The sequence below is a fragment of the Blautia sp. MSK20_18 genome (genome assembly GCF_020553125.1).
Taxonomy (GTDB): domain Bacteria; phylum Bacillota; class Clostridia; order Lachnospirales; family Lachnospiraceae; genus Blautia_A; species Blautia_A fusiformis.
Map to the genome: position 1 here is coordinate 1 of NZ_JAJCGR010000012.1, position 21,459 is coordinate 21,459.

A 21,459-nucleotide genomic window follows, 5' to 3' on the forward strand; every position below is an offset into this window, starting at 1 on the left:
ATGCGGCTGTTAACCGCAGTGTCGTTGGTTCGAGTCCAACAGGGGGAGTTTTTTTATGCCTGTAAACAAGGAATTGTTTACAGGCACTTTTTATATGTTTGTATAAATATCCGTTATATATATCGTAATATTTGACCGAATCAAGTAATCCCCTATAGAATGTTTTCTGATAACAGACTGGAAACTATTTCGAAATCATGCTAGAATGAAATTGGTTTGGTTAAGAAAGAATAATTTATGAGAAAGAAGCAGAAAAATGGAATTATTTGATATCATAGATGAAAACGGAAATCCCACTGGAAAGATCGTAGAACGGAGTATTGCTCACGCAGAAGGAATCCCTCATCGTACTGCTCATATCTGGATCATCCGTCGGAGGAATGAAAAAACAGAGATCCTTCTTCAGAAAAGATCCAGAAACAAGGACTCCTTTCCTGGAAAATTTGATACTTCATCTGCAGGTCACATACAGGCGGGAGATGAACCAATGGAATCGGCATTACGGGAACTGAAAGAAGAACTGGGAATCCATGCGGAATCAGCTGATCTGCAGTTTGCAGGAAAATTCCCCATATCTTTTGCCAGAGAATTTCATGGAAAAATATTCCGGGATGAAGAAATCGCTTTTGTTTATATCTACGATCACCCGGTAGAGATCAATCATCTTACACTTCAAAAGGAAGAAGTAGAAGAGGTACAGTGGTTTGATCTGGAAGAAACGTATCAGCAATGCAGTCAGCACAGAGATAAATTCTGTGTTCCGCTGGGAGGTCTGCAGCTTGTACGTCAATTTATAAAAAGTAACGGCAATACAATAAAGGAGTGAAAGATCATGAGAAAAGATTTCGGAGCAAAGCCTTACACTTATCCACAGCCGGTATTAATGATCGCTACATATGGTGAGGATGGAAAACCGGATGTTATGAATGCAGCCTGGGGAGGAATCAGCGATGATAAGGAAATTTCCATCTGTGTCAGTGAAAATCATAAAACAACTGAAAACATCCTGAAAAAAGGCGCTTTTACAGTAAGTATGGCAGATGTGGAGCATATGACAGCCTGCGACTATGTAGGAATTGTTTCCGGAAACAAAGAGCCGGATAAATTTGTAAAAGCCGGATTTACAGCAGAAAAATCTGAAAAAGTAGATGCACCTATTATCAAAGAGCTTCCAATCTGTATAGAATGTAAGCTGAAAAGCTATGACAAAGACACCTGCCGGCTGATCGGTGAGATCGTAAATGTCAGCGTGGATGAGAGCGTTCTGGATGAAAATGGAAACGTAGATGTTGCAAAAGCAGCACCGATCACTTTTGATCCGTTCAACAATGCATATATCCGTCTTGGCGAAAAAGTCGGCGATGCTTTTAAAGCCGGAACGGCACTGAAATAAATAATATCTACTGAAATACAGAAAGTCTCTTTCACAGGTACAGATAAAAAATTATCTTCTGGAAGAGACTTTCTATTTGTTATAAATATTCTTTAATTCAGAACTCCCAATTCTTTAAAGGCCTGAAAAATCCCGTCCTGATCATTACTCTTTGTTACAAAAGAGAAATGTTTTTGCAGCTCAGAAGGTGCATTTCCCATCAAAACTCCACATCCTACTGCCTCCAGCATTTCCAGATCATTATAATTATCTCCGAATGCAATAGTACTGGTAAGAGGGATTTTTCGAAGATCACAAAGATATTTTACAGCTTCCGCTTTGTTTATGCCGCCAGCCATGATCTCCAGAAGAGAATCGGAAGATCTTGCAATAGATAATTCCGGAAAATATTTGCGAAGAAGTGTTTCTGACGGTGACATATATTCAGAATCGCACATACACAGGATTTTATCTACCATAAGCGTATCTGAGAGAGACTGAAGGGATCCCTCTATAGAGGTAGTTTCCACAACCGTTTCTTCATGGATCACATGAGGGTCTGTCCGGTCTTTTACGATCCAGTCTTCTGAGGTAAAAACATTCCAGGTCACGTGAGGACATTTTTTTTCGATCACATCAATGATTTTGGAAGCGTCAGAAATGCTTATTCCTTTTTCGTAAAGGATATTTTGATCTTCATCCAGGATTAGTGCACCACTGAATGCAATGGTACAACAATGGAAATCATTTTTTTTAATAATAGGACGGATGCCGGAAGGGCTTCGTGCTGAAGAAATAGTAAATAGAACGCCCTGATCTGTCAAAGTATGAATGGCGGAACTAGTCAGCGGAGATACCACATGTTCTGAGGTTAGTAAAGTGCCGTCAATATCGCTGAAAACAGCCTGTGGCTTAAATGAAGATAATGGTTTCATATTCGAGATCCTTTCTGTAAAAGATGAGTATAGGTGTTTCTGTATATAAAATAGCACATAAATAACAAAATAAAAATATATCCAGATTTCATTATGACAAAGCTTTTTTTGGAGCCAGTGCAGTATATGCCTCTTTTGGAGCATCGGCCACTAGAGAGATCGAAGCAGCTGTGAAACGCTGCGTGTATGCCAATGCAGAGGAAAGCTATCTTCTGGCGGACCATACCAAGTTTGGCAAAAAAATCTCATAAAATATAATGATGTCAGTGAGTACCAGCTGATCTTTACCGATGAAGAATTGGAAACGGAGCAGAAAAATAAAGTGATCCGACAGGGTGGAAGATTTTGTGAATAGCAAAAATACAGAAATCTGTTGACAGAAGATAAATCTGCAGATTATATATAAATATAACAGATTCACGAAAAAACCTCGGATTATTCAGAAAATTCATGCTTGTAGGTGAATATAGGATATGATAACATAAAAAATATCATTTTTGTAAAAACGCAAAAAAGGAGGTGCTGACATGCGCTCAATGAGAAAAAATGTATACAGGAGAGCTATATCTTCCTAATGATGATGAGATCATCCAGGATCAGATCAAAAAGCTGGATTGACTTTATGATTTCAATATGACACGTCCCACACAGTTGGATAAAAGAAAAGAAATGCTGAAAGAGATACTACACTATGATATAAGAGTGGAAGGAATGTCCGGCTTTTGAAAAATCAAAAAGAAGCAGGTTGATAGGAACAGGAATGGATGAGGACCTGTCTGATGCTGAAAGAAAAGAGGATAAATTATGGGAATGAATGAAACACCGTCAGCAGACCGTGTACATATCGGTTTTTTTGGCAGAAGAAATGCAGGAAAATCCAGTATCGTAAATAAGGTGACAGGCCAGGAGCTGGCTGTGGTATCCGATGTAAAGGGAACTACTACAGATCCGGTAAGTAAGGCCATGGAACTACTTCCTATGGGCCCGGTGGTGATCATAGATACACCAGGTATTGATGATGAAGGACATCTTGGAGAACTTCGCGTCCGCAAGGCGAAACAGGTGTTGAACAGAGTGGATGTAGCAGTTCTTGTAGTAGATGCCACTGTGGGAAAAACCAGTGTGGATGAAGAATTGATCCATATTTTTAAAGAGAAGGAGATTCCATATCTGGTTGTTTATAACAAGGCAGATCTGCTGAAAACAAAAGATGGGAACCGGCTTTCTTCAGATAATAACTTAAACCGGAATACCCATGCGGGTGCGGTCAAAGAGAGTAGTGTCAGCCAGAAACAGGATCATGAAAACCAGAACACAGAGCAATCTATTTATGCCAGCGCCGCCACCGGTCAGAATATCTACGAATTGAAAGAAAAGATCGCTTCGCTGGCAGTAACGGATGAACTGAAATTGCGTCTGGTAGGGGATCTCCTTGAACCATCAGATTTTGCGATTCTTGTAGTTCCCATAGATAAAGCTGCACCAAAAGGGCGTCTGATCCTTCCGCAGCAGCAGACGATCCGTGATGTGCTGGAAGCCGGAGCAGCAGCCATCGTGATCAAAGAGGATGAGCTTTCCAATACACTGGAAACCTTGGGGAAAAAACCAAAGCTTGTGATCACAGACAGCCAGGTCTTTGCCAGAGTCAGTGAAGAAACTCCAGAAGATATCTGGCTTACTTCATTCTCTATTCTGTTTGCCAGATTTAAAGGAAATCTAAAGACAGCGGCAGCTGGGGCAGCAGCACTGGACCGGCTGAAAGACGGTGACAAGATCCTGATCTCAGAGGGATGTACCCACCACAGGCAGTGTGATGATATCGGAACAGTCAAGCTTCCACGCTGGATCCGTAATTATACGGGGAAAGAGCTGGAATTTGAGTATTCCTCCGGAAGAGATTTCCCGGAGGATGTGACAAAGTACAGTCTGATCGTGCATTGTGGCGGATGTATGCTTAATGAGAGAGAAATGCGTTACCGTCAGAAATGTGCATTGGATCAGGAGATTCCTATCACCAATTACGGAATTGCCATTGCCTACATGCAGGGAATCCTGAAACGTTGTGTGGAAATGTTCCCGGATGTGAGGAAAGAACTGGATCAGTAATTTTTTTCAGGTGTTTACATTTTTTCCGAAAAATGATATAGTAGCGATTGTTCATTTTATAAATTTGCAAAAGGTGACGATAAGGAGTTGCAGATACAATGATCGATCAGACACTTTCACAGGCCCTACAGAAAGAAATTCCAATACTTACAGCTCAGATCCGAAGTCTCTATGCAGAATTCGATAAAAAATTTCATCTTAACGGAGCAAAGATCCCTATAACTTTTGGCATGGAGCCGGATCTGCTGGGATCTTATACAAGAGGCAACTGCCACGAAAAAGAGCATTTCCATTTTTCTCTGCTGTTTATCGGCTATGCGGTAAAAAATCCTCTGAAAAAAGAAGACCGACTGGATCTTTACAAACATGAATATGCTCACTATATGCAGTATAATTTTCACATTCCCTCAGAGTATCAGTGGCAGCACGGAACCCACGGAAGCGCCTGGAAATACTGCTGTTCCCTGACTGGTGCGGCACCAACGCCATATTATAAGGCAGGGGAAGCTCTGATGAAACACAACTATGAGAAAAAACTCCGAAGCCCGATCCATGACCGTACTGTAACGGTGCGGGATACTTACAGAAGAGAGCAGCAGCACAGGAATACTCAGAACAGTATTGTACGCTATGAGATCGGAGAGGATGTCAGTCATCCGAAATTCGGAACCGGAAATATTGAGCATGTAGAGCAGCTTCCGGGTTCTGTAAGGCTTCACATCCGTTTTGGAGAAGAACTGAAAGTGATCGATCAGAAATGGCTTCTTCGGACAAAATATAAAAAGATCTGAATATAGTTTTATAAAAATAGACATCATCCTGGATATCAAAATAGATATCATATGGAGATGTTTATTTTTTTTATATCATTGATACAGTATAAAAAAATTCTCCGGTACAGAAAATCTGTGTTCCGGAGAATTTTAAGTCAGGCGGATATTTGCGATCCGTATTTAGCCAGTTGCCTGATTCGGTTAAAAAATCAGCTTATATTACTCAGAAACCTTCACAAACTGGCTGTTATAAAGCTTCTGATAGAATCCGCCTTTTGCCATAAGCTCTTCATGGTTTCCCTGCTCGATGATGCTTCCGTCTTTCATGACAAGAATCTCATCTGCATTGCGGATGGTAGAAAGACGGTGTGCAACGATAAAGCTTGTTCGTCCCTGCATCATCCGGTCAAAGGCCTCCTGGATCAGCATTTCTGTTCGGGTATCAATACTGGAGGTTGCCTCGTCAAGGATCAGCATCGGCGGCAGACACAGCATGACACGGGTGATGCAGAGAAGCTGCTTTTGTCCTTGACTTAAGCTGTCTTCATAAAGAATGGTATCCAGGCCATTTGGAAGACGGCGGATAAATTCCCAGCTGTGGGACATTTTAGCTGCCTGGATCACGTCCTCATCAGAAGAATCCGGCTTTCCGATACAGATGTTGTCACGGACAGTTCCATGCTTGATCCAGGTATCCTGGAGAACCATGCCATAGCTTTCGCGGAGGGCATGTCTGGAAATATCGGTGATGGGGGTTCCGTCTACGGAAATACTTCCACCGGTGACGTCATAGAACCGCATCAGCAAGTTGATAAAAGTTGTCTTGCCACAACCGGTAGGGCCTACGATGGCAATACGTCTGCCTGGTTCTGTATGAAGATTAAAGTTTTTAATGAGAGGTTTGTCCGCTTCGTAGCGGAAGGAAACATTCCGGATATCCACGGCACCTTTTACATCGACAAGAGTTCCGGATGGATCCGGGCTTTCTGGCTCTTCCTCCAGAAGATCAAAGATCCTGGTAGCGCAGGCCAGAGCGTTCTGAAGCTCTGTGATCACGGAGCTGATATCGTTGAAGGGCTTCATATACTGGTTTGCATAAGCCAGCAGTACGGAAAGTCCACCGACAGTCAGATGACCGCCCGGGATCAGAAAGGCACCTGCAAGAGCTACACCTGCGTAAATGATGTTGTTGACACATCGTGTGGACGGGTTGGTGAGGCTGCTGTAAAAAACAGCCTTCTGGCTGGCATCACGGAGTTCTTCATTGATCGCAGCAAAACGTTCGGAAGAACGATTTTCGTAACCAAAGGCCTGAACCACTTTTTGATTTCCGATCATTTCCTCGATCAGTGCAGTCTGACGTCCACGGGCATCACTCTGCGCACGGAACATCTGGAAGGAATGGGAGGAGATGAATTTCGCTACAAAAAAGCTTACAGGTGTCAGGACAATGATCATCAGAGTGATCCACACATTTTTGGAGAACATGAAGAGCAGGGTTCCGATGATGGTGATGACACCGGAAAACAGCTGTGTAAATCCAAGGAGCATACCATCGGAAAGAATATCCGTATCTGCGATGACACGGCTGATGATATCACCGGTGCTGTGTCCGTCCAGGTAGGACAGAGGAAGCTTCTGGATATGGCGGATGGATCTTGCACGGATATCCTGTACTGTGCGGTAGGTCATACGGTTGTTGATGACACTCATGATCCAGGTGGCAATGCCGGAAAATACGATCATGACAAGAATACGGGAAAGATAGAATCCCATTCTTGTAAAATCAACTTCGTGGGCAGCAACGACCTCATCAATGGCATAACCAAAAAGTACGGGAACATACAGCTGCAAAATTACAGTGACTGCTGCTAGGATCACACTTGATAAGAGAAGAAAACGGTATTTTCCAATGAAACGTAGTACCTTGAAAAAGGTTGCCATGCTGTTTTTGCTTTTGGCGTTTGTATCTGTTTTACTCATGACAGGACCTCCTTTCCAGTCGCTTTTTCATATTTGGTACGCTCTTCCGGGAACTGTGAGAAAAAGATCTCACGGTAGGTTTTACAAGTAGAGATCAGCTCCTGATGGGTTCCTTTTCCGGAAAGCTGACCGTCATCCAGTACCAGGATCAGATCGGCCTGGCGGATGCTGGCGGCTCTCTGGGATACCAGGAAGGTGGTTGTTTTTCCACCAAGCTGGTGAAGGGATTTCCGAAGTGCCGCATCTGTGGCAAAGTCAAGAGCACTGGCACTGTCATCCAGGATCAGGATCTCTGGTTTTTTCACAAGGGCGCGGGCAATGGTAAGTCTCTGACGCTGGCCACCGGAAAGATTCCGGCCGTTCTGTTCCAGACGGAAATCCAGCTGACCGTCCTTTTTCTCTACGATTTCACGAGCCTGAGCGGTGGTAAGTGCTTCCCACATTTCTTCGTCCGTGGCATCTTCCCGTCCCCAGCTTAAGTTATCGCGGATGGTTCCCTGGAAAAGTGCTGCTTTTTGAGGAACTACGCCGATTTTTTCCCTGAGTTCCTGCCTGGAATAGGTCTGTACATTCTGACCATCGAGGGTAATGACTCCGGAGGTTGCGTCGTAGAAACGGGCGATCAGATCCACAAGAGTGGATTTACCGCTTCCGGTACCGCCGATGATTCCGATCGTAGAGCCTTTTTTTGCGGAAAAAGTGATATCAGAAAGGCTAGGTGCGCCGGTTCCTGCATAGGAGAAACTTACATGGTCAAAGGCAACTGCATAGTCACTGTTTTCCGCAGTCGGTAAGGAAGCTTTGTCCGGGTAAGTCATGGTGGAATCGACCTTCAGGATTCCGGCAATGCGATCCGCACAGGCCATGGATTTATTCAGGGTGATGATCAGGGACGCAAGCTTGACCAGTTCTACGATCATCTGTGCCATATAGTTGTAAAGAGCAACTATTTCACCCTGCTGCATGTTTCCGAGGTTTACTTGTACACCTGCAGTCCGGATCAGGATTACTGTTGCGATATTGATCAGTACATAAGTTGCAGGATTTAAAAGTGCAGAGATTTTTCCGACAAATTCGTTCAGTCTGGTAAGTGCAAGATTGCTTTCGTCAAACTCCGCAACGGCATCAGCTTCACGGCAAAATGCACGGATCACACGGACACCGGTCAGGTTTTCTCTGGTAAGACGGGTGACGGAATCCAGACGTCCCTGTACTTTTTTGAAAAGCGGGATACTTAAAAACATGATCACAAAGACAACCAGGAACAGTACCGGAATGGCAACTGCGAAGATCAGTGCACAGCGCACATTGATGGTAAAAGCCATTACCATAGAGCCTAGAACAATAAACGGGCTTCGAAGAAGAAGACGGAGTCCCATGTTTACTCCGTTCTGTACCTGATTGACATCGTCTGTAAGACGGGTGATCAGCGTGTCAGTGCCAAGGGTGTCCAGCTCCGTATAGGAAAGCTTCTGGATATGGTCAAATACAGCCTGACGCACTTCTGCGGCAAAGCCTACGCTGGCTTTTGCAGCAAAAAACTGTGCAGTAATGCTGACTGCAAGTCCTGCAGCAGCCATCAGTATCAGGATAAAAAACTTCTGAACGATATAGCCGTGGTCATTATTTGCAATTCCCACATCGATGATCTGGGCGATGACGACAGGCACCAGCAGATCAAATACAACTTCCAGAAACTTGAAAAAAGGAGCCAGAACGCTTTCTTTTTTGTAGTTTTGAAGATATTTTGCAAGTGTTCGCATTTCTTTTTCTTCCTCCGTTTCCTTATTTTTCTATAATAAACCTCTGTTATTATACTCCTATGGAGATAATACGTATAATATTGTTTTTAATGTATGATAATATAATTTTGCTATTGCCTGGGACGGAAATCTGTGGGATGATAGAAGTATGGTTTTTCGGATAATTGTGTGGGAAAGATATTCATAGTATTTACAAAGTATTGCAGATATAGTATTTCTTAACCGAATTAAGAAAGTACTTTGTGGGATAGCGAAAAGCAATAAGCAGTAGATGGGTTTTGCCTGTGTTATATACCAGATAAAGAAAGAAGGATTTATATATGGAAATCAGACAGCTGGAATATTTTCATGAGATCGCAGCAACAGGAAGCATCAATGAAGCCGCAAGGAGACTGAACATGTCCCAGCCGCCGCTGAGCTATCAGATCAAGCAGCTGGAAGCAGAGCTGAAGGTGAAGCTTTTTGAGCGGACCAGGGCAGGCGTGACACTGACAGAAGCCGGAAAGCTTCTTTATGACAGGACAGAGAACATTTTGAGCTACGTTCGTTCCACAGAACTGGAAGTATCCAAAGCAGGGAAAAAACAGGTTTTACGTATCGGGATCACGCCAACCACAGTGACCACCATTATGCCTTATATTTCCAGATTTTCCAGGGAAAATTGTGATGTAAACTTTGAGGTAAGGGATGCGATCACCTTTACACTTCTGAATTATCTGATGGATGGGATCATTGATGTTTCGGTAGTGCGTACACCTATCAAGCTGGAAGGTTTAAATTATCTGGAACTGGATGAGGAACCCATGATCGCGGTCCTTCCTCCGGAGATCCCGGAAAATGAGACAAAAAAAGAGGGCATCAGCCTTAAAGAGCTGACTGGATGCCCTCTCATTATTTACCGGCGGTACGAAGAATTTCTGATGAAAGCCTTTGGAGAAAAAAATCTCCAGCCGGATATTTTCTGTGTCTGCGATGATCCCAGAGACGCCATGCTCTGGGTGCAGGAAGGTCTTGCAACCGCCGTTTTTCCAAGATCCATGGAAGATCTCTGTACAGATCTTCCGATCCGCATCATTGAAGAAGAGAAGCTGAAGACCAGGATCCTTCTTGCCTGGAAAAAGGATCGCAGGCCTTCTGCCGTGATGCAGGATTTTATCAATATCTGTGAGAAATATGCAGGAAACCCTGCAATCTGATCATGGACCTGGAAAGGGGATGTATGCAGAAATCAGTCTTTGAGATGCTCTTCCTTCCAGTGCTTCCATTTCTGAACAGCTTCCGGATTCTGCTTTTCCAGCCGTTCTTCCAGCTTTTTCCGGCGCTGTTCCAGCCGTTCTAGGACTTCCGGATGCTCGGCAAGGATTTTTTCTTTCAGCTTGCCACGGCGCTTTTCTAGAAGATGAAGGATCAGTTTCCGGTCGGAAGTTAATTCCTCAGGCAGCTCATCCATATGTAATTCAATTCTTCGAAGCAGTTCATCCTCATCCAGAACACCCAGCCCATGCCAGTTATCCAGAAGCTCTTCCAGACCTTCTTCGGAGAGACGTTGGATATCCGGGATCTGATGCAGCTGTTCAATAATGTGATGGACAGATTCTTCGATCTCTTTTACTGCATCATCACCAAAAGCCCAGGCGAACTCTTCCAGGGTATTTTCTTCCTCTGCCGGAAGAAAAGCGATACTGCGGCGCAGAAGCTTTGTCTCGTCTTCCTTTGGAACATCCAGTTCATAAGGGGCTTCGATCCCTGCGTCATGCAGAGCAGCAAGAATGGTACGGCGGACCATACCGTCCTTGATCATATGACCGATGCCGAACTGACGCAGCTGGTCATTGATCTGGGTGGAATGCTCTGTGAGGTAAAAACGGATCCCACGTTTTTTCAGGCTTGCGGAGATGGCATCCAGACGGTCTGCTGCTGTGATATCAATGCTGTTGATAGCACTGGCATCTACGATCACTACCCTGGTGTCTTTTCGGATGCTGTTCTCAATATCTTCCTGAAAAATCTTTATATTTGCAAAAAACAGGTTTTCACTGAAACGGTAGATCACAACGCCCTTAATAGGGTAGGCGAAACGGTTTTTGGACAGATCAAAATAAGCATCTCTTCCAGGGATCATACCACGGAAGGAGCGCGGCGGGTTGGTGGCCTTCAGGATCACAGCTACGAAAGAGAGCAGGATACCAATGATAACCCCATAAATGGTTCCAAGACAGAGCACACTGAAACCGGCAGCCATGAAGATGTAGAATTCTGTGCGGCTTACTTTGAAAAGACGTACAGCCAGATGGGTTTCCACCACATCCATCAAAGCAGAGATCACAATGGCTGTCAGTACAGGAACCGGAAGATATCCGATAAAACCGGTGCCGAAAAGAAGGATCAGAGCCATGGTGATCCCGGCAGTGATGGAAACCGCCTGAGATTTTCCACCGTACTGTTCATTGAGGGAGGTGCGGGAGATACTGCCGTTTACTGGGCAGCAGCCTACTGCGGCGGCAGCAATATTTCCGGCGGCACAGGCCAGGATTTCCTGACGGTCGTTCAGCTTATAATCATTGCGGAACGCAAAGGTATTCTCTGCAAGAAGAGTTTCTGCCATAATGACAACAGCAACCATAAGACCGCGGCCTGCCGCCTGGGTCAGATCAACATTTCCGAAATCCGGGATCACCAGGGAGGGAAGCCCACGTTCTACAGACTGCAGGAGGACTACGCCTTTTTCGTCTACATGAAAAATAATGGTGGAAAGAACACCCAGAGCCATAATAACGATAGCCATGGGGAATTTCGGCGCCAGCTTTTTAAATGTGCGGATCAGCACCAGAGCACCAAGCCCCATGAAGAGGGAAAGCCAGCTGATATTTTTGGCAGCAGCAAAGATATGCTCTGCCAGTTCCAGGAGCTCTCCGGATCCTGCAGGACTTCCCATAAGTTTCGGGATCTGCATCAGGATGATGGTAACTGCGATACCGCTGATAAAACCGCCCATAACAGGTGTGGAGATAAAGTCCACGATCTTATCTGCGTGAAGCAGAAAGAAGATAAACAGCCACAGACCTGCAAAAAGTGCGATGGCAGGAACATAATCCATGGCAGCTTCTGACTCTGCAGCAATGCCCAGAGTAGACAGTGCACCACCTACAATGGCAGCAGGTGCCGCATCAACTCCGAAGATAAACTGTCTTGAAGTGGAAAATAGAGCAAACAAAAGGATCGGCAGAACAGAACCGTATAGTCCGTATACCGCCGGGATCCCGGAAATCTGGGCATATCCCATGGAGATAGGGATGGAAACAGCTGCTATGATGATGCCGGAGAAAATATCTTTGGGAAGGTATTCCTTCCGATATCCTCGCAGCGTGGAAAACAGGGAAAGCTTCATATAGTCACATCCTTTTCTGAAAAATATTTTCTATTATATACCAAAGAGAGCCTGTAGGAAAGAAGCAAAGCAAAGGTTCCGGGTGAAAAATCGTGGACAAAGAATAACTGCCATATTATAATAAATGCGAAATTGCAGTAACCGTAAGAGATACAGGCTGCAAAGCTGAGAAATCATCAATCATCAGGAAAGGTTAAGATATAAATGAAAAAAGCGATCATAGCAATGAGCGGCGGTGTAGACAGCTCCGTGGCAGCTCTTTTGACAAAGGAATCCGGTGACGAGTGCATCGGCGCTACCATGAAACTTTACAACAACGAAGATATCGGTGTCCACAGGGAAAAGACCTGCTGTTCCCTGGACGATGTTGAGGATGCCAGAAGCGTAGCCTATCAGATGGATATGCCTTACTACGTGTTTAATTTTACCGCAGATTTCCATACAGAGGTTATGGACAGGTTTGTAGATGCCTACGAAAACGGCTGCACCCCTAATCCATGTATCGACTGTAACCGATATCTGAAATTTGATAAAATGTTTCACCGCATGCAGGAGATCGGCTACGATTATATTGTAACCGGACATTATGCAAGAGTGGAGTACGATGAGAAACGGGACCGCTACCTTCTGAAAAAAGCAGTGGACGATACAAAGGATCAGTCATACGTTCTCTATATGCTGACCCAGGAACAGCTGGCACATGTAAAGCTTCCGCTTGGAGGTCTCCGGAAGGACCAGGTTCGTGTCATTGCCGAAAAACATGGCTTTATCAATGCCAGAAAGCATGACAGTCAGGATATCTGCTTTGTGCCGGACGGCGACTATGCGAAATTTATTGAGAAGTACACAGGCAAAAAAACACCGGAGGGTGATTTTGTAGATAAAGAGGGAAACTATATCGGACGCCATAAGGGAATCATCCATTACACGATCGGCCAGCGCCGCGGCCTTGGCATTCCGGCGGCCAGCCGTCTTTATGTCTGTGAGATCTCTCCGAAGACCAATACGGTAGTTCTCGGGGACAACGCAGATCTTTTCAGCAGTGAACTTGAGGCAGACAGTGTAAATCTGATCTCTGTGGACAGCTTAGCTGAGCCGAAAAGAGTGACTGCTAAGATCCGTTACCGTCACAAAGAGCAGCCTGCCACTGCATGGCAGACACCGGATGGCATCCTTCATGTGAAATTTGATGAACCGCAGAGAGCCATCACAAAAGGCCAGGCTGTAGTGATGTATGACGGAGATGAGGTTGTAGGTGGTGGCGTTATAAATAAAATCTATAGCCAGTCATAAATAAAGGTGAGAACCTAAATAGATAAACCCCATTGACATACTAGGAAAAGGGTGATATGATTGCATCATCAAAAAACGGAGCACACAAAACAAGGTGAGCAACGTGATGATCAGGAGGAAATCATGAAGGTTTTACAGAAGTCAACAAGGGTGTTTATCGAAGAAAAGCGAATGTGTTGTTGTCGCTGATAAGCAGATGATCATAAGATAAGCAATTACTATTTTACCGAATATAAGAATAAAAGAAAAGAGGACAAACACATGAGCAAAATTACAAGAGATCAGAGAAAATTCAAATTTGAGACATTACAGCTTCACGTAGGACAGGAACAGCCGGATCCGGTTACAGATGCAAGAGCAGTACCAATCTACCAGACATCTTCCTATGTATTCCGCAACTGCGATCATGCAGCAGCACGTTTCGGACTTGCAGATGCCGGTAACATTTACGGACGTCTTACAAACCCGACAGAGGACGTATTTGAGAAGAGGATCGCAGCACTTGAGGGTGGTTCCGCAGCACTTGCAGTAGCATCCGGTGCAGCAGCTATCACATACACGATCGAGAATCTTGCACAGCAGGGAGATCACATTGTAGCAGCCAAAAATATTTACGGCGGTACAACAAACCTTCTGGAGCATACGCTTCCGGCATACGGAATCACAACAACATTTGTTGATGTATTTAATCTCGAGGAAGTGGAGAATGCGATCCAGGAGAACACAAAAGCTGTTTATATTGAGACTCTTGGAAACCCAAATTCTGATGTTGTAGATATTGAGGCTCTTGCAAAAATTGCTCACAAACATAAAATTCCGCTTGTTGTAGATAATACATTTGCAACACCATACCTCGTAAGACCAATTGAGTACGGCGCAGATATCGTTGTTCATTCCGCAACAAAATTCATCGGTGGCCACGGAACTACTATCGGTGGTGTGATCGTAGAGAGTGGTAAGTTTGACTGGGAGGCATCCGGCAAATTTGCATCTCTTACAGAGCCAAACCCAAGCTATCATGGCGTAAGCTTCACAAAAGCATGCGGACCGGCAGCATTTGTTACAAAGATCCGTGCGATCCTTCTTCGTGACACAGGAGCAACAATTTCTCCGGTGAGCTCCTTTATCTTCCTTCAGGGACTTGAGACACTGTCTCTCCGTGTAGAGCGTCATGTTGAGAACGCACTGAAGGTTGTACAGTATCTGAATGATCATCCGCAGGTAGAGAAGGTTCATCATCCGTCTGTATCCACAGATCCAAGCCAGCAGGAGCTTTATAAGAAATATTTCCCTAACGGCGGCGGTTCCATCTTTACATTTGAGATCAAGGGAGACGCACAGAAGGCAAAGGATTTCATTGATAACCTTGAGCTGTTCTCACTTCTTGCAAACGTTGCAGATGTGAAATCCCTTGTTATCCATCCGGCTACTACAACACACAGCCAGTGCACAGAGGAAGAGCTTCTTGATCAGGGAATCAAGCCAAACACGATCCGTCTTTCCATCGGAACTGAGAATATCGATGATATCATCCAGGATCTTGATGAGGCATTCAAGGCTGTCCAGTAAATAAGACAATTAAATAAGAAGAACACCTTCTAAAATCAATAGCACAGAAAAATCTGTCCCGGGACATATGAGAACATAGTCCCGGGGCAGATTTTTTTTGTGCTTATCTGGAAAATCCAAAAGTGGGAAGATCCGTGTCGATGGCACTGAGGATGCATGGATCATGTGCGCTTTTTTTCAGGCGGATCCCGATGCCACAAGTTCTTCTAATGTTCCGAAGGTATATCCCATCTCTTCCCATTTTGTCAGCAGCTCATCCAGAATGGAAGCATTGGTGGAAGAGGTGCTATGCAACAGCACGATGGCACCCGGATGGATCCGTCCCAGAAGCTTTTCAAAAGCTTCTTCTTTCGAAGGCTGCTTATCCTGATACCAGTCCACATAAGCCAGACTCCAGAAAAAGGTGTGGTATCCCATCTCTTTTGCCATCTCTAAATTTTCCACGCTGTAAATGCCCTGGGGCGGCCGGTAAAATTTTGTCATTTCTTTTCCGGTGGCTTCCTTATAAAGAACCTCCACATCCTCAAGCTGCTTCTGAAAGGCTTCCTTTGTGGAGATGCCGGACATATCCGGGTGTGTCATGGTGTGGTTGCCTATGGTATGGCCTGCATCTACGATCTCACGGATCAGTTCCGGTTTTTCACGGATCAGAGTCCCCACAACAAAAAATGTGGCATGTACCTGATGCTTATGTAAGGCATTCAGAATGGCAGGCATATTTCCATTGTCATAGCCTGCGTCGAAGGTAAGATAGATTTTTTTTTCATCGGTATCGGCTGCATACCAGGCATTGTATTTTTTTAATTCTTCCATAGAAGCATTTCCTGTGGGCCGTTTGCCTTCTTCCTGAAAACCGAGCCCCCAGTTTTCATTTTGGAATGTCATAGAAGCAGAAGAGGTCTGGCTGTTTTTGGCAGAATTCGGATAGGATTGTGGGTCGGAAGTAAAATGAGAATAGATCTTTCCTACAAGACTACCAAGAGCAAAAGCCATGACAAAGAAAAAAATAAGACGGTAGATGTGTTTTTGTTTCATGGGAACCTCAGAGAAAGTGGAGTTATTAATATGTTTATGAACACAAAGAAGAAGATATGAAAGCAGAAGATCATGAGATCATGTCTGTGAGACAGAGGTCAAAATAAGCAAAAAATAAGAGTCATCAGCGATTGATCTCTTCTGCCGATGACTCTTTTAATTTTCATTATCCAATGGAATATACCTCTCATTTCTTAGATTTAAAACTTATACGGAATTAAAATTTACGTTCTCGGTGGTCCGTACCTCCTTGTTTTAATTATGATGGAAAATCTTTAAATCTTCTGGTGGACTGTACCTCTCTTTCTTAGATTATGGGAAGTAAGTTATGTTTTCGGTGGGTTCACGCTCCTTTTTGATTTAGTTTTTTGTTTTCCGTTTGTTTTATTTGATGGTTAAACTATAACAGATAAAATGGAAAATGTCAACACTAAATTTTAAAAACAATAAAAATAAATTAAAAAAGAAATATAATAACAGCCATACATGCAAAATAATCAGATAATATTAAAGCGTCAACAATACAGGAAAAATAAATAGATGTTTTATTAATAGCGCAAAAGAATGACAGATTCAAAAGTATTTCCATAGTCATGCCATTGCCAGCTTCCGTCATACTTGTGGCAGATATCTTCAATAATAGAAAGTCCTAATCCGTGATTAAAAGAATCTTTTTTTGTAGTAGTATGATCAAATACTGTTTGCGGATTTTTACTATTTTTAACCAGGATAGAAATAAATCCTTTAGAGGTTGTCAAGGACAGGGAAAGATATGGTTCCGCAGATTCAGAAGAACGGCATGCTTCAATAGCATTATCTAATATGTTAAATAAAACACTGCATAAATCTGAGGACTGAATATTTGATTTTTCAGGAAGAAAAATCTTGTAGTCTGTATGGATACCTAAATGCTGAGCAAACAGTCGTTTGGATTCCAGAATGGCAAGAATAAGATTATCTTCGCAATAAGGATGAAAGCGGTCACGCTGGAAAGCTTCAAGGACCTCGTAAACGAGTTTCTGTGCATTTTCGCAATCATTTTCATGCAGAAGTTTTTGTATTGACTGGAGATTTTTTGAAAATTGTTTCTGGGCTTTAAGTGAGGTGGCTTCCTGTTGATTCATTAATAGCAGATGTTCAGAGTTTAAAAGTTGTTGCTTTTTTAACAGATTAAGCTCTGCTTCTACTTTTTCGCTTGTAAAAAGTTGCATTAAAAGCTGATATAAATTGTAACATAAGATAGTTGCAGTCAGACAGGTCAGTAAAAAAAATGAATTCAAATATTGTCCGGTATAAGTAGACAGAAGATAAAATATTTGAAAAAAAGCTAAAGATATAATAAAAATTATTTTTTGTTTAAAAGTCATAATATGGAATCCTCCTGATTGAGTGATTTACAGACTGATGTATGATTATTATGGTCTATGTTATTGCTTAACACAGAATTACAATATTTTTCTGCTGCATCTGTTTTTTTCATATCTATAAGATAAGCTAACGAAAACAGATGGTTTTCTATATCATGATTCCATTTGCGGATTTTAATGTATTCTTGTTTCATTTCTTCTGATACTTCCATTTGTTTTTTCAGTAATTCCATTTTATGGAGATTCTGTTTGAAATTTATCTGCTCTTGTTCTAAGGATTTAAGACCATGTATAAATAACAGAAAACTTATACAGCAGCAAGTGATATATAAAATAACAGGAATAAACTGGTTGCTGAATTTATAATGCTGTAGGAATTCTGTTGCAATCATGGGCAGGAAAATAGGAAGAATAATAAACAGCAGTAAAGTAAACTTCAGATAATTTATACATTCCCGTAAAAGAGAGAAAACATTTTTATAAAATAGATAAGCAAAAGAAAAAATGAGCAATTGTATGATCAGCTTTTCATGGAAAGTGCATAGAGAATAAATATTTATTGCAGTATATGTATGCTGGTGAATAAACCGGTTGTAAATTTGTATGTAAATATTCAGTGCCAGAAGTTCAGTTAATATACTGGTAAAAAGAATGATAAAGTAAGCTATCAGCTTTTTTTTAAAGGAGCCTCTGAATAAAGAAAAAAGATTCAGAAACATGACTATTTGTGTTAACATCGTCATTTCGTTATTGTGCCCATATACTTTGATCATATGAAAAGAAGACAGTAAAACAAAACAAACTAAAATATGGACAAAAGCTTTCGCTTTTGAACTTATTCGTCTGGGAAAAAGCTGCATGAAACAATATACAGGCATAGTTGAATGATATGCAGCAATAAGCATTGCAAATAACAGGTTTTTTAACATTACAGAACCTCACTTGAATTTTGGAGTAACAATTGTGCAAAGGCATCTTTAGTTGCCTGGTAATAGTTTCGGCTTACAGGAATATGGGTTCCATCAGAAAGTTCAATGCCAGCATGGCTGAAAGTATGTATGGTATTTATGTTGACCGCAAAACTTTTATGACATATACAAAAATCAGGTTTTAATTGTTCGATAAGAATCGGAATTTTTTCACGACAATAGTAAATCTGCGATTTGGTATGTATTTCAGTATTTCGTAGTTTTCGCTCCATATAAAAAATATCGGATCGAAGGAGACGGTAATCTCGGGACTGATAATTAAAACAAAAATACTGTTGACGGAGTTTATTCAGTTTGCGGCAGGAAGCAGAAAGTGCTTTAGGAAGATATTCTTCCATTTGCTGTTTATAAACAAAATAAATATGATCTGTTTCATAAACAGAAGATGCATATTGCAGATATTGGCTGATAAAAATTATCTGTGTATTCGGATTTAATAAATTGATTCTCTGAGCAAGTTTGATTCCAGACACAGATTCAGATCCAAGTTCAATATCCATGAGAATAATATGATAAGGGCATTGTTCATTGGATATTTGATTGAGAAAATCAGTGGCCGAAGAAAAGGTATCAATTTCGACTGGAATTTCAAGAGAAGAACAGGATAATGTATGAATTTGTCTGCATTGAATGTCATTATCTTCACATATTGCGAGTTTCAGCATAGAAATCTCTCCTTGAAATAAGTGATTTTGAAAGTATTATAACACAATTTTTCAATTGATAGTAAAAATTCAAGTAAAAAATCTATGACAAATGAAAAATTTAAAAAACTGATGCTTGTAGAAATAGTAAATGGTTAATTATGTACTTTACTATGTCTGTTTATGCAAATGACTAAAAAAAAGAAAAAAGTATGGTAAAATTAAAGTTACAAAATTTAGGGGAGGGGAATGAGAAAATGGATAAAATAAAAAGATGTTTGCAATGTGGAAGAGGTGTCTCAGATTCTGTGGACAATGTGGTAAGAGAGTAAATTGAGAAAAGGAAGGAGCGATTTTATGTATTCAAGGATGAAAAGAAAATGTAGTTTTATTGTACTAGTAGTAATGGTAGTTAGTCTGCTTATGGTTTCTGGAACGCCGGTACATGCTGACAGTTACAGCTGGATGGAGAGTGCAAAGAAGGTAAAAATCAATAGTACGATCAAAGGAGTGGCACGGAATAATCAGCCCCCGACTCTCATGGATCCATGGGATAGCTATGAAGAGTACTTTTATTTTAAGGCCCCGGTAAAAATGAATATCACTATTACAGTAACTATGAAAGGAACCCAAGGTGTTTCAATGTCGTTATATAATAGCAGAGGAAATTATATGAGGGATAGTAACGATTGGTTATATAACAGATCTAAAAATCAGAATAGTACAATTCTGCGGAGTACTTGTAATGCAGGAGAATATTATATTCGTCTAACGGAACTTTATAATTCTAATTCAGAAAAACATCCGTATTCATTAACAGTCCAGGGAAAACTTTTAAATTCTGCAAAGATAACTAAAATACGAAAAGTTTCTTCCACAAAAGCTAAAATAATATGGAAAAATCTTGGAAATGTTACGGGATATGAGTTATTTAGAAAGAATTATGGAGGCAGTTATAAGAAGGTTGCAACAATAACGAGAAGGAGAAATTATTACATAGATAAAGGATTGAAACGCAGAAAGAACTATTATTATATTGTTCGTGCTTACAAAACAATTGATGGTAAAAAGGTATACAGTAATAATTCTGCAGTAACAAGGATTAAAATGTAGATACTTTAACCGAATCAAGTAAGCTCACTGTTTCAATTGCGAAAATAAATAAGCAGTGGGCGGAGACTTGCTTGTATCAGGAGGAGGGCAGGCTCCTTCTGATAAACTGCGAGGCAGTTATCCGGTTATGAACAAGTAGCGAAGCGGATTGCGAATATCCGTTTGACTAGAAATGAGAGAGAAAATATAAGAAAAATCAAGAGCTTTTGTTGGATGTTTTTTTACTTTCAATAGTTATTTCAACAAATAAGACAGAAGCAGCAGTACAGGATACTAATGAAGGTACATTGAATGTTCAATGGGAAGATGAAAACTTTGGTGAGTCAATTTGCAATGCTTTGAAAAAAGAAGAAGTCACATATGCAGATATTGAAGGAATAACAGGCATCAGTATCGATTCGCAGTATGTAGTGAAGTTGGATTGGAAAGATAAGACAGAAGAATACGTTTACAATTCAGGGAATGATATGTGTGAAATACTTGCATTGCAGGAATTTTCTACATTAGAGGATTTAAAGAAATTTCCTTATCTTCGTGAATTATGTCTGAATGAATGCATAGTTGATGATAATACTGCATTAGGAGAATTGACTAAATTAGAAAACCTGAAGTTGGATGGATATTCCATAGATTCCCTTGATCGTTTGAAAAATCTGACTGCATTAAAAAGTCTGATCATTCAGGGTGCGGAGTTCGAAGATTTACAGGCATTAAAAGAACTGACTAATATGGAAGAACTAAGGCTGCCTAATAATAATATCAAAAACATCGATGCTTTGGAGAAAATGACAAACCTGGAAGAACTCATATTATACGGGAATCAAATAAAGAATATATCTGCACTCAGAAAACTCTGCAAACTTAGGGTGTTAAAACTGGAAGGGAATCTGATAGAAGACGTAGAACCATTAATGAATTTAAAAAATCTTGAGAAATTAAGCTTAGGGGATAATCCAGTTAAAAATGTACAACTTCTTGAAAATCTTACGGGAACGGATATAGATTTGGAGTGAATGTAGAAAAAGAAGGAGATTATGTGGATTTGAGTACAGATAAAACACCACACTATGGAGTTGTAACAAGAGTAATTGATTCGAATAGTTTTGAAACCATAGAGTGTAATATATTT

18 protein-coding genes and 1 pseudogene are annotated in these 21,459 nt (G+C 41.5%); 11 read left to right on the forward strand and 8 right to left on the reverse strand.

All coding sequences use genetic code 11. The annotated features are described in order from the left end of the window. Window positions 1–256: 256 nt before the first annotated feature. The gene (locus LI091_RS08500; RefSeq protein WP_022426119.1) at window positions 257–826 is read left to right on the forward strand and encodes an NUDIX hydrolase; all 570 of its coding nucleotides are present in this window, start codon (window positions 257–259) and stop codon (window positions 824–826) included. 6 nt (window positions 827–832) lie between these two features. Beyond that, the gene (locus tag LI091_RS08505) at window positions 833–1,393 is read left to right on the forward strand and encodes a flavin reductase family protein (RefSeq protein WP_015526817.1); all 561 of its coding nucleotides are present in this window, start codon (window positions 833–835) and stop codon (window positions 1,391–1,393) included. A 92-nt stretch (window positions 1,394–1,485) separates the two neighbouring features. On the opposite strand, the gene LI091_RS08510 is transcribed toward LI091_RS08505, so the two are convergent. Next, window positions 1,486–2,307, reverse strand: a complete 822-nt coding sequence (locus tag LI091_RS08510) for a Cof-type HAD-IIB family hydrolase (protein ID WP_015526816.1) — start codon at window positions 2,305–2,307, stop codon at window positions 1,486–1,488. A gap of 77 nt (window positions 2,308–2,384) precedes the next feature. On the opposite strand from LI091_RS08510, the gene LI091_RS18740 reads away from it, so the two are divergent. The 4 genes and pseudogenes from LI091_RS18740 (at window position 2,385) to LI091_RS08520 (ending at window position 5,204) form a co-directional block, all read left to right on the forward strand. After that, window positions 2,385–2,558 (forward strand): hypothetical protein, encoded by a 174-nt coding sequence (locus LI091_RS18740; RefSeq protein WP_412660406.1) that lies wholly within the window; start codon window positions 2,385–2,387, stop codon window positions 2,556–2,558. A gap of 373 nt (window positions 2,559–2,931) precedes the next feature. Continuing rightward, a pseudogene (locus tag LI091_RS18630) lies at window positions 2,932–3,033 on the forward strand (hypothetical protein); the annotation flags it as partial. 78 nt (window positions 3,034–3,111) lie between these two features. After that, window positions 3,112–4,413: a [FeFe] hydrogenase H-cluster maturation GTPase HydF gene (hydF, locus tag LI091_RS08515; RefSeq protein WP_022426122.1), complete on the forward strand. Its 1,302-nt coding sequence runs from the start codon at window positions 3,112–3,114 to the stop codon at window positions 4,411–4,413. 98 nt (window positions 4,414–4,511) lie between these two features. Continuing rightward, window positions 4,512–5,204 carry a hypothetical protein gene (locus tag LI091_RS08520; RefSeq protein WP_173759757.1) on the forward strand — a complete coding sequence of 231 codons (693 nt, stop codon included), beginning with the start codon at window positions 4,512–4,514 and terminating at the stop codon, window positions 5,202–5,204. 201 nt (window positions 5,205–5,405) lie between these two features. Here the strand turns inward: LI091_RS08520 and LI091_RS08525 are convergent, their stop codons facing one another. After that, window positions 5,406–7,169 (reverse strand): ABC transporter ATP-binding protein, encoded by a 1,764-nt coding sequence (locus LI091_RS08525; RefSeq protein WP_265191046.1) that lies wholly within the window; start codon window positions 7,167–7,169, stop codon window positions 5,406–5,408. After that, window positions 7,166–8,932 (reverse strand): ABC transporter ATP-binding protein, encoded by a 1,767-nt coding sequence (locus LI091_RS08530; RefSeq protein ID WP_265191047.1) that lies wholly within the window; start codon window positions 8,930–8,932, stop codon window positions 7,166–7,168. The genes LI091_RS08525 and LI091_RS08530 overlap by 4 nt, the downstream gene beginning before the upstream one ends. A 320-nt stretch (window positions 8,933–9,252) precedes the next feature. On the opposite strand from LI091_RS08530, the gene LI091_RS08535 reads away from it, so the two are divergent. Continuing rightward, entirely contained in the window at window positions 9,253–10,128 is an 876-nt protein-coding gene (locus LI091_RS08535) for a LysR family transcriptional regulator (RefSeq protein ID WP_021652963.1), read from the forward strand. 32 nt (window positions 10,129–10,160) lie between these two features. On the opposite strand, the gene LI091_RS08540 is transcribed toward LI091_RS08535, so the two are convergent. Further along, complete coding sequence (locus tag LI091_RS08540; RefSeq protein ID WP_114002730.1) at window positions 10,161–12,320, reverse strand: SulP family inorganic anion transporter; 2,160 nt, start codon at window positions 12,318–12,320, stop codon at window positions 10,161–10,163. Window positions 12,321–12,524: 204 nt separating this feature from the next. Between LI091_RS08540 and mnmA the strand changes: the two genes are divergently transcribed. Together mnmA and LI091_RS08550 are read left to right on the forward strand one after the other, a co-directional pair. Further along, window positions 12,525–13,613 (forward strand): tRNA 2-thiouridine(34) synthase MnmA, encoded by a 1,089-nt coding sequence (gene mnmA / locus LI091_RS08545; protein WP_059086386.1) that lies wholly within the window; start codon window positions 12,525–12,527, stop codon window positions 13,611–13,613. Window positions 13,614–13,874: 261 nt separating this feature from the next. Then, window positions 13,875–15,182: an O-acetylhomoserine aminocarboxypropyltransferase/cysteine synthase family protein gene (locus LI091_RS08550; protein WP_015526804.1), complete on the forward strand. Its 1,308-nt coding sequence runs from the start codon at window positions 13,875–13,877 to the stop codon at window positions 15,180–15,182. Between the two features lie 177 nt (window positions 15,183–15,359). Here LI091_RS08550 and LI091_RS08555 read toward each other — a convergent pair whose 3' ends face one another. The 4 genes from LI091_RS08555 to LI091_RS08570 form a co-directional block, all read right to left on the reverse strand. Next, window positions 15,360–16,217, reverse strand: a complete 858-nt coding sequence (locus LI091_RS08555) for a polysaccharide deacetylase family protein (RefSeq protein ID WP_021652959.1) — start codon at window positions 16,215–16,217, stop codon at window positions 15,360–15,362. 548 nt (window positions 16,218–16,765) lie between these two features. Next, entirely contained in the window at window positions 16,766–17,584 is an 819-nt protein-coding gene (locus LI091_RS08560) for a sensor histidine kinase (RefSeq protein WP_118609087.1), read from the reverse strand. Then, window positions 17,581–18,513, reverse strand: a complete 933-nt coding sequence (locus LI091_RS08565) for a hypothetical protein (protein ID WP_059086382.1) — start codon at window positions 18,511–18,513, stop codon at window positions 17,581–17,583. The genes LI091_RS08560 and LI091_RS08565 overlap by 4 nt, the downstream gene beginning before the upstream one ends. Then, window positions 18,513–19,238, reverse strand: a complete 726-nt coding sequence (locus tag LI091_RS08570) for a LytR/AlgR family response regulator transcription factor (protein ID WP_059086381.1) — start codon at window positions 19,236–19,238, stop codon at window positions 18,513–18,515. The genes LI091_RS08565 and LI091_RS08570 overlap by 1 nt, the downstream gene beginning before the upstream one ends. 336 nt (window positions 19,239–19,574) lie before the next feature. Here LI091_RS08570 and LI091_RS08575 point away from each other — a divergent pair, with 336 nt between their 5' ends. After that, window positions 19,575–20,330, forward strand: a complete 756-nt coding sequence (locus LI091_RS08575; protein ID WP_059086380.1) for a fibronectin type III domain-containing protein — start codon at window positions 19,575–19,577, stop codon at window positions 20,328–20,330. 209 nt (window positions 20,331–20,539) lie between these two features. Beyond that, a complete protein-coding gene (locus LI091_RS08580; protein ID WP_059086379.1) occupies window positions 20,540–21,343 on the forward strand; it encodes a leucine-rich repeat domain-containing protein in 804 nt (267 codons plus the stop codon). Window positions 21,344–21,459 lie beyond the last annotated feature (116 nt).

What these genes read in the sequence shown, in the direction of transcription:
- LI091_RS08500 (WP_022426119.1), top strand. Translation starts at nt 257, where the DNA reads ATGGAATTATTTGATATCATAGATGAAAACGGAAATCCCACTGGAAAG.
- LI091_RS08505 (WP_015526817.1), top strand. Translation starts at nt 833, where the DNA reads ATGAGAAAAGATTTCGGAGCAAAGCCTTACACTTATCCACAGCCGGTA.
- LI091_RS08510 (WP_015526816.1), bottom strand. Translation starts at nt 2,307, where the DNA reads ATGAAACCATTATCTTCATTTAAGCCACAGGCTGTTTTCAGCGATATT.
- hydF (WP_022426122.1), top strand. Translation starts at nt 3,112, where the DNA reads ATGGGAATGAATGAAACACCGTCAGCAGACCGTGTACATATCGGTTTT.
- LI091_RS08520 (WP_173759757.1), top strand. Translation starts at nt 4,512, where the DNA reads ATGATCGATCAGACACTTTCACAGGCCCTACAGAAAGAAATTCCAATA.
- LI091_RS08525 (WP_265191046.1), bottom strand. Translation starts at nt 7,169, where the DNA reads ATGAGTAAAACAGATACAAACGCCAAAAGCAAAAACAGCATGGCAACC.
- LI091_RS08530 (WP_265191047.1), bottom strand. Translation starts at nt 8,932, where the DNA reads ATGCGAACACTTGCAAAATATCTTCAAAACTACAAAAAAGAAAGCGTT.
- LI091_RS08535 (WP_021652963.1), top strand. Translation starts at nt 9,253, where the DNA reads ATGGAAATCAGACAGCTGGAATATTTTCATGAGATCGCAGCAACAGGA.
- LI091_RS08540 (WP_114002730.1), bottom strand. Translation starts at nt 12,320, where the DNA reads ATGAAGCTTTCCCTGTTTTCCACGCTGCGAGGATATCGGAAGGAATAC.
- mnmA (WP_059086386.1), top strand. Translation starts at nt 12,525, where the DNA reads ATGAAAAAAGCGATCATAGCAATGAGCGGCGGTGTAGACAGCTCCGTG.
- LI091_RS08550 (WP_015526804.1), top strand. Translation starts at nt 13,875, where the DNA reads ATGAGCAAAATTACAAGAGATCAGAGAAAATTCAAATTTGAGACATTA.
- LI091_RS08555 (WP_021652959.1), bottom strand. Translation starts at nt 16,217, where the DNA reads ATGAAACAAAAACACATCTACCGTCTTATTTTTTTCTTTGTCATGGCT.
- LI091_RS08560 (WP_118609087.1), bottom strand. Translation starts at nt 17,584, where the DNA reads ATGACTTTTAAACAAAAAATAATTTTTATTATATCTTTAGCTTTTTTT.
- LI091_RS08565 (WP_059086382.1), bottom strand. Translation starts at nt 18,513, where the DNA reads ATGTTAAAAAACCTGTTATTTGCAATGCTTATTGCTGCATATCATTCA.
- LI091_RS08570 (WP_059086381.1), bottom strand. Translation starts at nt 19,238, where the DNA reads ATGCTGAAACTCGCAATATGTGAAGATAATGACATTCAATGCAGACAA.
- LI091_RS08575 (WP_059086380.1), top strand. Translation starts at nt 19,575, where the DNA reads ATGTATTCAAGGATGAAAAGAAAATGTAGTTTTATTGTACTAGTAGTA.